Below are 14079 nucleotides of genomic sequence, written 5' to 3' on the forward strand. Positions count from 1 at the left end.
GGTCAACGCGGGATCGCCGCCAGCAGGCCGGCCACGGCGTCGGCGCTCTCCGGATGCGCGGCCAGCAGGGCGGTCAGCCCGGCGGGGACGGCGTCGGCGGTGGCGTTCCCCTCGCGCCAGCCGCCGTCGCAGCCGAGCAACGCGGCGACGGCGTCCACGCTCTGCGGATTGGCCGCCAGCAGGGCGGTCAGCGGCCCGGACCCGACGGCGGCGACCGCCGGCGCCGGCGGGGTCGGGGCCGACCACGGCGGCACCCAGGCGTCCAGCGCCGCCAGCGAGCCGGGGAACGTCCGCCCCGCCTCCCGCACCAGCAGCGGCACCAGCTCCGCACCGTGCGCGCGCAGGGTGGTGATCAGCGTGGGCAGCCACGGCAGCAGCACCGGGTCGGGCAGCCGGGCGAACGCGGACGACATCACCTCCACGACAAACCCGGCCAGCCCCGGCACCGGCTCCAGGGCCTGCACGAAGCCGCTGAGATACTGCGGGAAGGCCGGCACCACCAGCGGATTGGCGAGCAGCGCGGCACACCGCTCGCGCAACTCGGCCAGCGGCAGCAGGCCCAGTTGGTGGCGGGCGGCCCAGAGCAACGCCACCTTGGCCGGCGCCTGCGGGTGGCACTGCGCGACGGCCAGTTCGAGCTGGGACCGGTCGCAACCCAGGGAGATCGCCAGGCTCTCCATGCCGAACAGGAAGCCCAGCATGGCGCCGACCTGGCGCACGCCGCTGTCCTCGTCGAGGAACGCCGTGGGCAGCAGCGTGCAGTAGTGCGCGTAGCCGGTGGTCACGAACGCCTCGCACCAGGCCGGCAGCGGCCCGGTGGCGCGGTGGTGGGCCAGCAGCCGCCGGACCCGGCGCAGCACCTCGGGGGCGTCGTCGACGGTGCGTTCGGCGGCGAGCAGCTCCACCGCCCGGGTGCCGAGCTCGTCGACCAGACGCGGGCTGTCGAGCAGCCGGATGGCGTCCTCGACGGCCTCCAGCGCGACCGAGGCCGTCGCGTCCGTGCCCCGGACGGCGCGACGCAGGCGCTGCTCCAGCACCTGCTCGACGGTCACCCCCTCGTAACCCAGCTCGATCAGCGCCCGCTGGTTGCGCCCGAGGGCCAGGTCCCAGCTCTCCTGGATCGAGCGGTGCCCCAGCCGACGCTCGCCCATGACGGGCCGGACCGCGTCGCGGGGCAGCAGGTGCCGCAGCCGCCACAGCAGATCCGAGCAGGGCACCAGCTCGGGGCTGGCCCGCAGGTCCACCAGGGCCCGTTGGATGGCGCGTTTCTCCAGGTCCAGCCCGAGCGGGGCGAGCCGGTCGTGCACGTCGCGGGCGAGCGGCGGCAGGGCCTCGTAGCCCACCTGACCGATCCGGTCGCCGCCGAACAGGATCTCGCAGAGCCGGCGGACGTCCCGGCGCCCCGGTACGACGTCCTTCTCGATGCAGGTGACCGCCGCGTCGGCGAAGTCGTACGGCGTGGGGCGGGCGCGGTTGCGCAGGCCGGCGAGGAGGATCGAGGTCTCGAAGACGGCGATCGCGTCGGCGGTGCTGGCCAGGTAGCCGTTGCGCCGGGCCAGCCGGACGATGTCCACGCACCAGCCCCGCAGCTCCGCCTCGTCCAGGCCCTGCGCCGCCGGCGGCTGCGCCAGGTATCCCGAGAGCCGGTCGGCGACTGCGGCGGCGGGCGCGGGAGCCGCGGGGGCCCGGCGGCGGCCGGCGGCGCGGGTCCGGCCGCCGCGCTGCCCCTCGAGCCGGAACGGGGCCAGCCCGGTGCGGGCGACCGCCTTGGTCCAGGTGGCGGCGGCGATCGACACCGAGCCGGGGGCGAGGCCGAACTGCGCCTCGATGGCGGAGTGGCTGGACGGGATGAGGCCGTAGTGCCACCGGGTGCCGGTGCGCGGGCCGATGTCGAACGGGGCGTCGGCCCGCAGCCCGAACTGCTCCACCCGACTGGCGGCGTGGAACGCGCCGCAGACGTAGAGGCAGTCGGCGGGGTCGGCCCCGGAGGCGGCGAGATGCTGCCGCATCCGGGTCCACATGTGACGCTCGCGGTCCTCGTCGCGGTCCCGGGCGTCCGACCCGGCCGGGCGCAGCCGCCGGAACAGGCTGCCGATCAGCACCATCACCTGCCGGTAGGTGTCGTGGTCGGCGTCGGCCAGCGGCTGCTCGACGTACTGGTCCCACCACTCCGACCAGTGCCGGACCTTGCCGTGGTGCAGCAGGTGGGCCTCCAGCTCCGCGAAGCGGGGCCGCAGGTCGCCGATCTCGACGCCGACCGCGTCGCCGTGCAGGGCCGCCTCCTCCCCCGCCGGCGCGGCGGCCTCGACGTCCCCGCCGGACGGGGCCTCTTCGGCGGCACCGGGCGGGCGGGGCAGCCACTGGAAGACGTGGTCGGTGGAGCGGTCCACCAGCACCAGCTCGACGCCCGGCGTCTCCGACGCGTACGCGACGGCCTGGTACTCGGCGCTGGCCTCGGTGATCGGCGCGACCACGCTGAGCGGCCCCCAGTCGGCCGGGAAGCCCTCCAGTTCCGAGGCGAACGCCTGCACGGCGACCGGGAGCCGGCAGTTGCGCAGCTCGCCCAGCAGCGGCTGGAGGTCCTCGCAGAGCTCCAGGTAGATCACCTTCGGCTGCTTCGCGCGCAGCCTGCGGACCATGGCCAGCGCGGACGACGGGGAGTGGTGGCAGACCGGGAAGATCTCCAGTTCCTCGCCGAGGGCCCGGTCGACGTCGTCGACCATGCCGGCGAGGATCTCCGCGACGGCGTCCGGACCGCCGGCGAAGGCGCCGGCGGCGGCGGTGAGCTGCTCGCGCAGCGCGCCGAACGGCCCGGGGGTGGTGGGGGCGGTCACGACAGGGCGGCGATCGCCTGGCGGCCACCGTCGAGGAAGCTCTCCCAACCGCCGTCCTGCTTGGCGCGCGGCTCGACCACCCCGTGCAGGTACTTGTTGAGGATCGCCAGGTCCTCCGGGCTGCGTCGGGCCAGCGAACCCACCAGCGACCCGGCCAGCGTCGCGGCGCGCAGGGTGCGGTCGCCGAAGAACTGGCTGTGCAGGATGGCGTCCTCCAGCACGCCGATCTGCTCGGCGGTGGACAGCGCCGACTCCAGCTTCTCGTCGTCGCTGGTGGCCGAGGAGGCGGCGGCGCGCAGGTCGGCGAAGCTCTGGAGGAGGATGTCCAGCAGGGTGGGGGGTACGTCCAGCGTGATCTGATGACGGCGCAGCAGTTCCTCGGTGCGGAAGCGGACGATCTCGGCCTCGCTGCGCTTGTTGGTCACCACGGGGATCCGGACGAAGTTGAACCGCCGCTTGAGCGCCGAGGAGAGGTCGTTCACGCCCCGGTCCCGGCTGTTCGCGGTGGCGATGATCGAGAAGCCGGGCTTGGCGAAGACGATGTTGTCGTGGTCCAGCTCCGGGATGGAGACGTACTTCTCCGACAGGATCGAGATCAGCGCGTCCTGCACGTCGCTCGTGGAGCGGGTCAGCTCCTCGAACCGGCCGACGGTGCCCTGCTCCATCGCCGTCATGATCGGCGAGGGGATCATCGACTCCCGGGACTGGCCCCGGGCGATGACCATGGAGACGTTCCACGAGTACTTGATGTGGTCCTCGGTGGTGCCGGCGGTGCCCTGGACCACGAGGGTCGAGTTGCGGCAGACGGCGGCGGCCAGCAGCTCGGCCAGCCAGCTCTTGCCGGTGCCCGGGTCGCCGATCAGCAGCAGACCCCGGTCCGACGCCAGGGTCACGATGCTGCGTTCGACGAACGTGCGGTCGCCGAACCACTTCTGCGGGATCTCCCGGTCGAGCCCGTCGGCCCGTTCCGAGCCGAGGACGAACAGTCGGACCATCCGCGGGCTCAGCCGCCACGAGAAGGGCTTCGGGTCGGTGTCGACCGACTCCAGGAAGTCGAGTTCCTCGGCGTACTTGACCTCGGCGGGGGCACGCAGCATCTCGGACATGAAGGGTTGTTCTCCTAGGTGAGGAAGCTCTTGAGTTCGAAGACGAGTTTGCGGATGTGGCCGGAGATCACCGGCGTGCCCAGGTCCTTGAAGCGTTGCCGGAACCAGGGGTTGACGCTCTGCTGGCCCGAGCTGTCGACCGAGCCGACCGGGATGAACCGCACCCCGGAGCGGTGCACCGCCTCGATGCCGTCGAACAGCGGCTGGGAGCGGTCGAACTCGTAGAAGTCCGAGATCCACACCATGACCGTGTTCCGCGGCTCGACGATCTTCGGGCGGGCCAGCGCCATCGCGACCGGCCCGTCGTTGCCACCGCCCAGCTTCGTACGCAGCAGCACCTCGAACGGGTCGTGCACCCACGGCGTGAGGTCCAGGGCGCGGGTGTCGTACGCGATCAGGTGCACGTCCACCTTGGGCAGGCCGGCGAAGATCGACGCGAGGATGGTGCAGTTGACCATCGAGTCGACCATGGAACCCGACTGGTCCACCACCACGATCAGCCGGGCCGGCGTGACCCGGCGGGCGGTCTGCCGGTAGTAGAGCCGGTCGACGTAGAGGCGCTCGTCCTCCGGGCTCCAGTTCGTCAGGTTCTGCCAGATGGTGCGGTCCAGGTCGAGGTTGCGGTAGACCCGCTTCGGCGGCACGGACCGGTCGACGACGCCGACGCTGGTCTGCGCGACCTGGGTGCGCAGCACCTCGGCGACCTCGTCGACGAACCGCCGGATGAGCGCCTTGGCGTTGGCCAGGGCCACCCCGGAGAGGTTCGCCTTGTCCCGCAGCAGTTGCTCGATCAGCGACATGCTCGGCGTCAGCCGGCTGGCCAGCACCGGATCGGCCAGCACCTCCCGCAGGTGCATCCGGCGGACGAGGTCGCCCTCGATGCCGGCCAGCACCCCGCCCAGGCCGTCACCGCCGCCCTGCCGGCGCAGCCCGCCGGGTTCCGTCCCGAGCGCCTGCTCGAACCAGCCGGCGTCGGACTGCCACCGGGCCAACTGGGCGGCGTCGACCGTCCCGTGGCCGGTGGCGAAGACGTTGAGCAGCAGCTTCGACACCAGGGCGGCACGGCGCACCTCGGCTGCGCCCGGCGACCCGCCGCCGGGAGTCGGCGCGGGCGTCAGGCCGGCAGCGGGCACGACGGCGACGTCGGCGGGCTCGGCGGCCACGCCGGGTGCCGGCGGGAGGTGCGCCTCGGCGGCCGGCGGGTCCTCCGGCGTCGGGCTCAGCAGGCCGCGCAGCTCGTCGGCGATGGCCGGGAAGCGCTGGACGACGGTGTCCACCGAGACCGCCGGATCCAGCAGGGCGGCCGGCAGGCCGAGGTCGTCGACGACCGCCATGCTGGCCGACTCCAGGGTGGGCTGCTCCTCGGGGTCGAAGAGCCGGGCCAGCAGCCGCCAGTAGAGCACCTGACGCCGGTTGGCGTCGGCGAGGTCCACGGGGTCCGGGGAGTCGGTCATCGGCGCAGCAACCGTCCGGCGCGCTCGCGCAGCACCGCCACGGCGTCGCCCGCCCTGACCTCGGCCTTGGCGATCTTCGGGTCGGTGACGCCGCCCGCCCAGTCGCCGGTGTGCACGTCGACCGGCCGGCGTTTGACGGTGGCCCGTACGGCCAGCGGTTGCAGCAGCCAGCGGCCGTCGTCCCAGCGGAGAAGGCCGAGGCAGGCGGAGGAGGCGGCCACCAGCTCGGGGGTGAGCGGGCCGCAGGACGGCAGCCGGTCGACCGCGACCGCGACCGGCTGGCCGTCGAGCTCGAAGGTCGTCGTGCCGTCGTCGTCGTGCACGGTGTAGCCCTCCATGAGCACGGGCTCGGCGATCCCGACGGGGTGCCGCTCCAGCGGCGCCGACGCCGCCGCGACCGCCGTCGGCAACAGGACGCGGGCGGTGGCGAACGGGTCGGCCGGCTCGCCGGCTCGCACCCGCTCGTCGTGCCAGATCAGGTCCGCGCCGTGCAGCGGCAGACCGGTGACGGTCACGCTGCGCCGCTCGCCCAGCGCGGCCAGCAGCACGGGATGGGCGTCCAGCAGCCGCCACAGCGCGGGCCCGACGATCGTCTCGACCTTGACCGCGCCGACCGCGCAGCGGACCAGCCGGGGCGGTCCGCCGTCGGCCGGTTCGAGGATCGCGTGCAACTGGGCCTGCACGGCGGTGTCGTGCTCGTGCACGTCGACGCCGAGCACGAGCAGCCGCCCGCTGACCTCCTCGACGGCGGTCGGAACGGCTGCGGCGGCCGCGTCCTGGGCGAGCAGCACCCCCCGGGCCCAGAGGTCGGCCCAGCGCCGGACCGGTGGCTGCGCCATCGTGGCGACCGGCACGCAGGCCCGCAACTCGGCGGCGAGCCCGTCGAGCAGCACCGCCAGCCTGCGGAGGCCGGGCTCGGCGAGGGCGGCCTCGACCGGTGCCCCCGCCGCGGCCACGAGCTCGTGGTCGAGGCCGGCCCACCCGGTCACCGCCATCTCGTGCAGCCAGGCGCGCGCGCCGGCGCGGGCCGGGCAGCCGTCGCCCGCAGACCCGACCGGGCCGGGGGTCCAGGGGGCGCGGGCCCGGCCCAGCGCGGTGTCGAGCTGCCCGAGCAGCGCGTCGTGGGCGGCGCCGAGCAGCGCGCACCGGGCGCCGGCCAGGGTGAGGAGGTGTTCCTCGGCCACCGGACCGGCGGCGACCTTGGCCGCCGCCTCGGCGAGCCGGTCGCCGAGCGGGGTGGCGGCCAGCGCCCCGGCCAGGGCGGCCAGCGCGGCGGCGTCGTCCGCACCGACCCGGGCGAAGCCGCGGACCAGGGCGTCGTCGAGGCCGGCGACCAGGTCGAGGGCGTCGGTCAGGCCGGCCGGCGCGTCGTCGCGCAGGACGGTGAGCTGCGTGCCGAGCATCAGCGGCCCGCCCCGGTGGCCGGGAACCAGTGCAGCTCGGGCAGAGGGAGCGTGCTGCCGGGCAGTTCCAGGTAGGACAGGTGGCGCAGGAAGCGGCTGAACACGACGGCGGCGGGGGTCGGCTCGTGCCGCCCGTCCAGAGCGGCGAGCAACTCCCGGCCGGTGTCCGCCCCCGCGCCGACGTCGACCCGCAGGTAGCGGGCGACCCGCTCGGCGCCGTACTGCAGCAGTGCCTCGTCGGCCAGGGCGTGCAGGTGCTTGCACGGCGTGCCGCGCAGCCCGCCGCAGGGACGGTTGTTGTTGGTGCTGCAGTGGTAGGCGTGGGTGCCGGAGGCGATCGACGACACGTAGACCCGGTCGACGTCCGACCCGCTGGAGACCACCCCCTGCAACCGCCCGTCGGCCAGCTCGACGAAGGGCACCTTGGCCAGCTTGCGGCGCCGCGCGGGCGGCACCACCCGCACCGTGCTGCGCCGTCGCCACGCGGTCCGTTCCGCGTCAGCCACCGTCCGACCTCCCGTCCGCCGCTGCCGGCGCCGCCCATGACGATCCGGACGCCGGAAGGGTCGCCGGCGCCGCTTGACGACAAGGATCATGGACCACGCGTACGACACGACCCCGGGTCGGGTTCGCGGACGGCGAGCGCCGGGATGTCGCCCCGGCCTCGCGCGGGAGACTGGAGCGGACACGCCGCATCACCGCTCGCTTAAATAAGATTTGCCTGATACAAAGGTTCCGTGCACGCCTTCGACGTCCTCGGTGACCCGGTGCGGCGCCGCATCCTCGAACTGCTCACCGACGGCGAGATGACCGCCGGCGGGCTGTGCGACGTGATCCGGCGCGAGTTCGGGATCACCCAGCCGGCCGTCTCCCAGCATCTGAGGGTGCTGCGGGACAACGGCTTCGCCACCGTCCGGGCGGAGGGGACCCGACGCCTCTACGCCGTCGACGCCCGCCCGCTGCGGGAGGTCGACCGCTGGCTCGAGAACTTCCGGCGGTTCTGGACGCCGCCCCTGCACGCCCTCGCCACCGAGCTGGCCCGAGGCAAGCGCGAACGGCGGCTGCGCGAGCAGTCGCCCCCGACCGACGACACGACCGAACACGGGAGAGACCGATGATCGACGCGACCGAACAGATCAGCGCCGTACGCCGCCAGCTCGGCCGGCGCGTGCTGGAGGCCGGCGAGGCCCGGGTGATGACCATCAGCCAGACGTACGACGCGCCGCTGGAGGACGTCTGGGACGCCTGCACCGACGCCGAGCGCATCCCCCGCTGGTTCACGCCGATCTCGGGCGACCTGCGGCTGCACGGCCGCTACCAACTGGAAGGCAACGCCGGCGGCACGGTCGAGCGCTGCGACCCGCCGAGGAGCTTCGCCGCCACCTGGGAGTACGGCGACGAGGTGAGCTGGATCGAGGTGCGGCTGACGCCCGTCGAGGACGGCCGGACCCGGTTCGAGCTGGAACACGTCGCGCACGTGGACCAGGAGCGCTGGGACCAGTACGGTCCGGGCGCGCTCGGCGTCGGCTGGGACCTGGCGCTACTCGGGCTGGCCTCGCACCTCGCCGCCGACGGCAGCGGGGTCACGCCGGAGGAGAGCGAGGCCTGGGCGGTCTCCGAGCAGGGCCGGCTGTTCGTCACGGCGAGCAGCGAGCGGTGGGGCGAGGCGAGCGTCGCCGACGGCACCGACGCCGGGGACGCCCGGGCGGCCGTGGCGCGCACCACCGCGTTCTACACCGGCGCTCCGACGCCCTGACCGAGTCGAGCCGGGCCGACGAGGCTCGGCGCGGTGCCGAACGCGCGCCGGGCCGACGAGGCCCGCCCCTCAGACCACCGCGTGCCGGGGTGCCGGTCCGGAATTCGCGCGCGTTCGTCGGACCCCTCGGGCACACTCGCCGCCATGTCGCCACGATCCGTCGCCGAGCTCGTCGCCGCCGTCCGCGCCGGTGAGAGGATCCGCTACCTGCGCTTCTGGGGGCACCGACCGCAGCGCGACGGCAGCGTCGGGCCCGGTTGCCTGAGCCAGTGGTGGCCGGCCCCGTCCAGCGACGGCGAGCGGACGTACGCCACCGCCGAGCACTGGATGATGTGGCACAAGGCGATGCTGTTCGGCGACGCCGCGGTCGCCGAACGGATCCTGGCGGCCGGGCACCCCCACCGCGCGAAGTCGCTCGGCCGCCAGGTCCGCGGCTTCGACCAGGCGACCTGGGAGGCCCGGCGCCTCGACATCGTGGTGGCGGGCAGCGTCGCCAAGTTCGGTCAGCACGACGACCTGCGGGCGTTCCTGCTCGGCACCGGTGAGCGGGTGCTCGTGGAGGCGAGCCCGGTAGACCGCGTCTGGGGCATCGGCCTGGCCGCCGACGACCCGCGCGCGGAGGATCCGGCGCGCTGGCAGGGAGCCAACCTGCTCGGGTTCGCCCTCATGGCGGCCCGCGGCGTCCTGCGTGCGGGCGGCCCGTGAGCACCGGGGCGTGCCACCGCTCGACACGGGCGGCGGGCCCCGGCGGCGGGTGCGCGGGGTAACGTGCTGCGGCATGACCGCCGTGGCGTACTCCCACTGCTCCTTCTGCGGCGCCGGCTACCCGACGGCTACCGGGTGGCCGAGGGTCTGCGCGGTCTGCGGCGAGACGGTCTGGCGCAATCCGGTGCCCGTCGCGGTGGCGGTGCTGCCGGTCCGCACGGCCCGGGGCCTCGGCGTGGTCGTCGTGCGCCGCGACATCGAGCCGGCGCGCGGCCAGCTCGCGCTGCCGGGCGGCTTCGTCGAGTACGGCGAGGAGTGGCAGGAGGCGCTGGTGCGGGAGCTGCGCGAGGAGACGGGCCTGTACGCCGACGCCGCCGACGCCCGCCTCCTCGCGGTGCACGGCGCCCCGGCCGGCGGCACGATCATGGTCTTCGGCGAGCTGCCCGAGCGGCGGGCCGACGCGCTGCCCCCGTCGGCACCCACCGAGGAGGCCACCGAGTGGTTGGTGCTCACCGAGCCGACGGAGCTGGCCTTCTCCACCCACACCCGGGTGCTCGCCGACTTCCTCACCCGGTACGCGGACTGAGCCGGGCCGCTCAACCGGCAGGTAGCGGGTCCGATCAGCTCAGCCCGCCAGGTAGGGCCGCTCAGCCCGCCAGGTACCGGGCGGGCACCGCGTCGGTGAGCCAGACGCCGTTGGCGCTGCGGTAGAAGGCGTGGCCGTCGCGGGCCATCGCCGCCGCGTCCACGGTCAGCACCACCAGCTCGCCCGCCCGGCGGGCACCCACCCGCCGGGCGGTCGCCACGTCGGGCGACAGGTGGACGTGGTGCCGGCCGCCCCGGTGCAGGCCGGTGGCCCGGATCGAGTGGAGCACGACGCGGCTGGTGCCGTGGTAGAGCCGCGCCGGCGGTGCGCTGGGCGTCAGCCCCAGGTCGACCGGGATCGAATGCCCCTGGTTGGCCCGGATCCGCTCGACGCCGTCGGTCCCGCGTCGCACGGCGAAGCGCTGCTTGTCGTCGCCGGCCACCACGGCGTCCAGCTCGACGCGGTCGATCCGCAGCGCGACGAGCAGGTCGTCGACCGACACCCAGCCCGCCCGGTCGGGCGCGAGGCCGAAGCGGGCGGGCTCGTGCCGCAACGCCAGGGACATCCGCTTGCTCAGCCGCACCATCGTCCGATGATCCATCCGCGGAGTCTCTCCCGCCGGGCGCCGGCGGCGCCATCGGATTCGACGGGCCCCGCCGACTCCGGCGGCACCACGCGGGGACGGCCCGGCCGGCGGCGCGCACGGTCAGGCAGGACGCCCACGGCTCCGGCGGGCACCGCTGGCCGTGGAGTGCGTGGGCGTGGGGCGTGGGGCGTGGACATGGGGCGTGGGCCGATAGTCTCGACCAGGTGGACGCGGCCCGGCAGACCGAGCGCAAGCTGATCGCCTCGAACAAGAAGGCGCGGCACGACTACACGATCCTCAAGACCTACGAGGCGGGCATCGTGCTGGCCGGCACCGAGGTCAAGTCGCTGCGCGAGGGCCGGGCGTCGCTGGTCGACGCGTTCGCCCAGGAGCGCGACGGCGAGTTGATGCTGTACGGGCTGCACATCGCCGAGTACGGCTTCGGCAGCTGGACCAACCACGCGCCCCGGCGCACCCGCAAGCTGCTGCTGCGCCGGGTGGAGATCGCCCGGATCCTGGAGCGGACCCGCGAGGGCGGGCTGACCCTGGTGCCCCTGTCGATGTACTTCTCGGGCGGCTGGGCGAAGGTCGAGCTGGCGCTGGCCAAGGGCCGCAAGTCGTACGACAAGCGGCAGGCGCTGGCCGAGCGGGACGCCGAGCGGGAGATCGCCCGGGAGTTGGGCCGCCACCTGAAGGGCCGCACCACGCGGCGGGGCTGACCGCCTCCCCGGCGCCGCCCGCCCCGGTCGCCACCCACCCCGTCACCGCCCACCCCGGTTGCCGCTAACCCCCGGCGCCGCCTCTCCCGTCGCCGTGCACCCCGGTCGCCGATCGGGCTCCGTCGCCCGCCTGTTGGCGCGCCGGTCCGGGTGCTGGTGCGCCCGCACCGCCACCGCCGCCGCCGTCACGGTGGGTCGGCGCGGCACGCCGGAGGGTCATTGACGCGGCACCGTCGTCGTGGTGTGCTCAGTTCGCCACGGTAATGAAAACCGTAGTCGTTACCAGTGAAACTGGAGGATGAACATGTCTCTCACCGTCCCGTCCGCCCTGCTCGACGCCGCCGAGCGCGGTCCCGTCGACGACGCCGAGTTCGTCGCCTGCGTCCGCGACTCGCTGCCGTACGCCTGGCAGACGGTCAGCCGGGTGGTCGCCGAACTGGCCGCCACCAACGCGGACCATGCCGACAACGTGGTCCCGCCGCCCACCGACGCCGAACGCGGCCAACTGCTGCGGGCGCTCGCCAGCGACGCCATCCGGGCCGGCCTGGAGCGGCACTTCCAGGTCAAGCTCGCGTTCCAGAACTGCCACCGGGTCGCCGCCTTCCGCCCGGCGGCCGTCGACTCCGACGCGTACCGGCGGTTCATCTCCGCCCGGGGGCAGCTGCTCAACCAGTCCCCCGAGCTGCGCGACTGCTGACCCCGTCGGATGCGGCCGGCGGGCGGGAGGGGCGTCGACGGCCCGTCCCGCTCGCCGGCCGGCCGACCGTCAGCGGGCGCGCGGCGGCGGCCCGGACGACGCCGCGGGCCCGGGCGACGACGGCGCGGACGCGTCGGCCGGGTCCACCGTCGGCACCCGGCCCAGGCAGCGCGGGTCCGGCCGCCCCACCGCCTGCCGGGGGATCATCCAGTCCAGCGCCGTCTCCTCCACGTGCCAGCCGTAGACGTCCACCCGGCTGACCGGGATCCGCCCCGGGTCGGGGCAGAGCAGTTGCCCGCGTACGTGGTCGTTGGGCAGGAAGCGCACCTCGCCCCGCCCGTCGAGCACGATCGTCATCCGGTCGGTCACGGTGACCGCCTCGCCGCGTACCACCTCCCGGACCGGCCCGGCCTCCGGGCCGACCTCGACGGCGACGGCGGGCAGCAGCGGCACCCGCAGGAAGACCACCCCCATCACCAGCGGCACCACCGCGGCCACCGCGTAGGCGAGGGCGCGGGTCAGCGCCGGGGCGACCGGGCGCGGCACCGGGCCGGTGAGCACCACCGCCCCCAGCGGCGGCACGACCAGCAGCAGGGCCGTGGCCAGCTCGCCCTCGCCGACCGCCCCCGGCACGGCGGGCGCCAGCCAGGCGTAGCTCGCGGCCGCGGCCACGACCGGCAGCACCACGGTGGTGACGAGGATCCGGCGGGGGCGGTCCGGGTGGCGCAGCCGCGTCCGCAGTGCCAGCAGCCAGCCGGCGAGCATCAGCAGCAGCGGCAGGAACCGCAGCTGCCAGGTGAGCGCCGCCAGCACGATCGCCGCCACCAGCACCCAACCGGGGGTACGCACGGTGCCGTAGGCGAGCAGGGAGCGTTCCGGGTCGAACCGGTCAGGCGCGCTGACCTGGAGCAGCCGGCCGAGGACGGCCAGCACCAGCACGACCAGCGGGAACGCCCACACCAGCGCGATCAGCAGGGCGCTGAGCAACCCGAGCGGGCTGACGTACTGCACCAGCAGCAGCATCGTCGGCATGTCCTGCCGGCTGAGCCGCCAGAGCCGCAGCACCAGCAGCAGCACCGGGAACGCGGGCAGCAGCGTCAGCAGCCACTGCTGCGCCTGTTGCGCCTGCCTGGTGCCCGGGCGGCGGTCGGCGTGCCCGATCGCGGCCGGCCCGGAGACGGCAGGGCCCATCTCTCCCACGGCCACTGCCGCACCTCCACCGTCTCCTCGGGCTCCGGCTGCCGGCCGACCGCCACCTGCTGCGGGTTGCTGTACTGCTGCTCCGAGGCCAGGTACCGGTCGAACGCCGCCTTCCACCGGTCGCCGTCGGGGCCCTTCGCCGACTGCTGGAGGGAGAGGTTGACCAGGTCCCGCATCTCCGGGACGGGGCCGGTGTTCACGCCCCACTTCTCCGCCGACTCCGCGCCGATGTCCCAGTGCCGCAGCTCCTTGGGCCGCAGCAGCTTCGTCGCCGGCGGCAGCTCGCCCGGCGGACGCGGGCCCACGAACCCGGCCAGGATGGCGGCGTCGGTGGTCACCGCGTCGACCTCGCCGTCGTAGAGCGCCTGTACGCACTCGCTGATCCGGTTGCGGCCGATCGGGTTCGCACCCGCCTCGCGCAGGCGCTGCTCCGAGGTGGAGGTGCCCAGCGTGCAGACCTTCGCCCGTTCGAGGTCACGCAGGCTGGCGACCTGCCGGGGATCGGACGCGAGCGTCAGCACCGACTGCTCGGTCTCCAGGTAGGGGAAGGAGAAGGTCACGCCCTGGTCACGGCGCTGCTCGGTGATGCTGTAGGAGGCGACCACCAGGTCGACGGTGACGAAGCTGCCGTCGGCGTCGCGCGCCTGCCGACGGGCCCGGTCCTCGCTCTCGATCGACAGCAGCGTCACCTCAGGGGCGTCGAAGCCCAGGTCCTCGGCGATCATGTACGCGATGTCGATGTCGAAGCCCTCGAACGCGCCGTTCTCCAGCTTCTGCGCCACGCCCGGCTGGTCGTCCTTGACTCCGATGATCAGCCGGTCCCGGTTGGTCAGCCCGGCCCGCTCGCGCAGCTCGTCCCAGGTGGGCGGGCCGGTGGCCACGACCACCCGCACCGTGGCCGTCACGACCACCACCAGCAGGAGCAGCAGGGCCGCCAGGCGCACCTGCCGGGACCGGGCCGCGCGGGCGGAGGCCACCGACGCCGGCGCCGGTGGGGTGCTGCTGGTCTCGTCGTTCCGATCCAACTCGGCCC

14 protein-coding genes are annotated in these 14079 nt (G+C 74.6%); 6 read left to right on the forward strand and 8 right to left on the reverse strand.

Translation table 11 applies throughout. From position 1 onward, the window contains the following. Positions 1-2: 2 nt before the first annotated feature. Genes KBX06_RS14780 through KBX06_RS14800 form a run of 5 tightly spaced genes read right to left on the reverse strand, consistent with a single transcriptional unit; the run spans position 3 to position 7303 of the window. The gene (locus tag KBX06_RS14780; RefSeq protein ID WP_210835084.1) at positions 3-2834 is read right to left on the reverse strand and encodes a DUF5682 family protein; all 2832 of its coding nucleotides are present in this window, start codon (positions 2832-2834) and stop codon (positions 3-5) included. Further along, positions 2831-3940, reverse strand: a complete 1110-nt coding sequence (locus KBX06_RS14785; RefSeq protein ID WP_210835085.1) for an AAA family ATPase — start codon at positions 3938-3940, stop codon at positions 2831-2833. The genes KBX06_RS14780 and KBX06_RS14785 overlap by 4 nt, the downstream gene beginning before the upstream one ends. A 14-nt stretch (positions 3941-3954) precedes the next feature. Then, positions 3955-5394 (reverse strand): VWA domain-containing protein, encoded by a 1440-nt coding sequence (locus KBX06_RS14790; protein WP_210835086.1) that lies wholly within the window; start codon positions 5392-5394, stop codon positions 3955-3957. Next, positions 5391-6797, reverse strand: coding sequence for a hypothetical protein (locus KBX06_RS14795; protein ID WP_210835087.1), 1407 nt, complete (start codon positions 6795-6797; stop codon positions 5391-5393). Before KBX06_RS14795 ends, KBX06_RS14790 begins: the two co-directional genes overlap by 4 nt. Beyond that, complete coding sequence (locus KBX06_RS14800) at positions 6797-7303, reverse strand: hypothetical protein (protein WP_210835088.1); 507 nt, start codon at positions 7301-7303, stop codon at positions 6797-6799. Before KBX06_RS14800 ends, KBX06_RS14795 begins: the two co-directional genes overlap by 1 nt. Positions 7304-7534: 231 nt before the next feature. Between KBX06_RS14800 and KBX06_RS14805 the strand changes: the two genes are divergently transcribed. From KBX06_RS14805 to KBX06_RS14820, 4 genes are all read left to right on the forward strand, one after another. Beyond that, entirely contained in the window at positions 7535-7915 is a 381-nt protein-coding gene (locus KBX06_RS14805) for a helix-turn-helix transcriptional regulator (RefSeq protein ID WP_210835089.1), read from the forward strand. Further along, positions 7912-8553: an SRPBCC family protein gene (locus tag KBX06_RS14810; protein WP_210835090.1), complete on the forward strand. Its 642-nt coding sequence runs from the start codon at positions 7912-7914 to the stop codon at positions 8551-8553. Before KBX06_RS14805 ends, KBX06_RS14810 begins: the two co-directional genes overlap by 4 nt. 144 nt (positions 8554-8697) lie before the next feature. After that, on the forward strand, positions 8698-9258 hold the full coding sequence (locus KBX06_RS14815) for an NADAR family protein (protein WP_210835091.1): 561 nt from the start codon (positions 8698-8700) through the stop codon (positions 9256-9258). Positions 9259-9331: 73 nt separating this feature from the next. After that, the gene (locus KBX06_RS14820; RefSeq protein ID WP_210835092.1) at positions 9332-9844 is read left to right on the forward strand and encodes an NUDIX domain-containing protein; all 513 of its coding nucleotides are present in this window, start codon (positions 9332-9334) and stop codon (positions 9842-9844) included. 61 nt (positions 9845-9905) lie between these two features. Here the strand turns inward: KBX06_RS14820 and KBX06_RS14825 are convergent, their stop codons facing one another. Beyond that, positions 9906-10445, reverse strand: a complete 540-nt coding sequence (locus tag KBX06_RS14825; protein WP_210835093.1) for an RNA 2'-phosphotransferase — start codon at positions 10443-10445, stop codon at positions 9906-9908. 209 nt (positions 10446-10654) lie between these two features. On the opposite strand from KBX06_RS14825, the gene smpB reads away from it, so the two are divergent. Both smpB and KBX06_RS14835 read left to right on the forward strand, forming a co-directional pair. After that, positions 10655-11149 carry an SsrA-binding protein SmpB gene (gene smpB / locus KBX06_RS14830; protein ID WP_210835094.1) on the forward strand — a complete coding sequence of 165 codons (495 nt, stop codon included), beginning with the start codon at positions 10655-10657 and terminating at the stop codon, positions 11147-11149. A 304-nt stretch (positions 11150-11453) separates the two neighbouring features. Continuing rightward, the gene (locus tag KBX06_RS14835) at positions 11454-11846 is read left to right on the forward strand and encodes an SCO5389 family protein (protein WP_210835095.1); all 393 of its coding nucleotides are present in this window, start codon (positions 11454-11456) and stop codon (positions 11844-11846) included. A 69-nt stretch (positions 11847-11915) separates the two neighbouring features. On the opposite strand, the gene KBX06_RS14840 is transcribed toward KBX06_RS14835, so the two are convergent. Together KBX06_RS14840 and KBX06_RS14845 are read right to left on the reverse strand one after the other, a co-directional pair. Continuing rightward, entirely contained in the window at positions 11916-13052 is a 1137-nt protein-coding gene (locus KBX06_RS14840; RefSeq protein WP_307854637.1) for a hypothetical protein, read from the reverse strand. Next, the gene (locus tag KBX06_RS14845; protein ID WP_247685888.1) at positions 12944-14071 is read right to left on the reverse strand and encodes a transporter substrate-binding domain-containing protein; all 1128 of its coding nucleotides are present in this window, start codon (positions 14069-14071) and stop codon (positions 12944-12946) included. The genes KBX06_RS14840 and KBX06_RS14845 overlap by 109 nt, the downstream gene beginning before the upstream one ends. Positions 14072-14079 lie beyond the last annotated feature (8 nt).

Origin of the sequence: Micromonospora sp. C31 (assembly GCF_018070575.1) — a bacterium.
Taxonomy (GTDB): Bacteria; Actinomycetota; Actinomycetes; order Mycobacteriales; family Micromonosporaceae; genus Micromonospora.

Coding starts and splice junctions, on each gene's coding strand:
- KBX06_RS14785 (WP_210835085.1), bottom strand. CDS start 3,940: ATGTCCGAGATGCTGCGTGCCCCCGCCGAGGTCAAGTACGCCGAGGAA.
- KBX06_RS14790 (WP_210835086.1), bottom strand. CDS start 5,394: ATGACCGACTCCCCGGACCCCGTGGACCTCGCCGACGCCAACCGGCGT.
- KBX06_RS14795 (WP_210835087.1), bottom strand. CDS start 6,797: ATGCTCGGCACGCAGCTCACCGTCCTGCGCGACGACGCGCCGGCCGGC.
- KBX06_RS14810 (WP_210835090.1), top strand. CDS start 7,912: ATGATCGACGCGACCGAACAGATCAGCGCCGTACGCCGCCAGCTCGGC.
- KBX06_RS14815 (WP_210835091.1), top strand. CDS start 8,698: ATGTCGCCACGATCCGTCGCCGAGCTCGTCGCCGCCGTCCGCGCCGGT.
- KBX06_RS14820 (WP_210835092.1), top strand. CDS start 9,332: ATGACCGCCGTGGCGTACTCCCACTGCTCCTTCTGCGGCGCCGGCTAC.
- KBX06_RS14825 (WP_210835093.1), bottom strand. CDS start 10,445: ATGGATCATCGGACGATGGTGCGGCTGAGCAAGCGGATGTCCCTGGCG.
- KBX06_RS14835 (WP_210835095.1), top strand. CDS start 11,454: ATGTCTCTCACCGTCCCGTCCGCCCTGCTCGACGCCGCCGAGCGCGGT.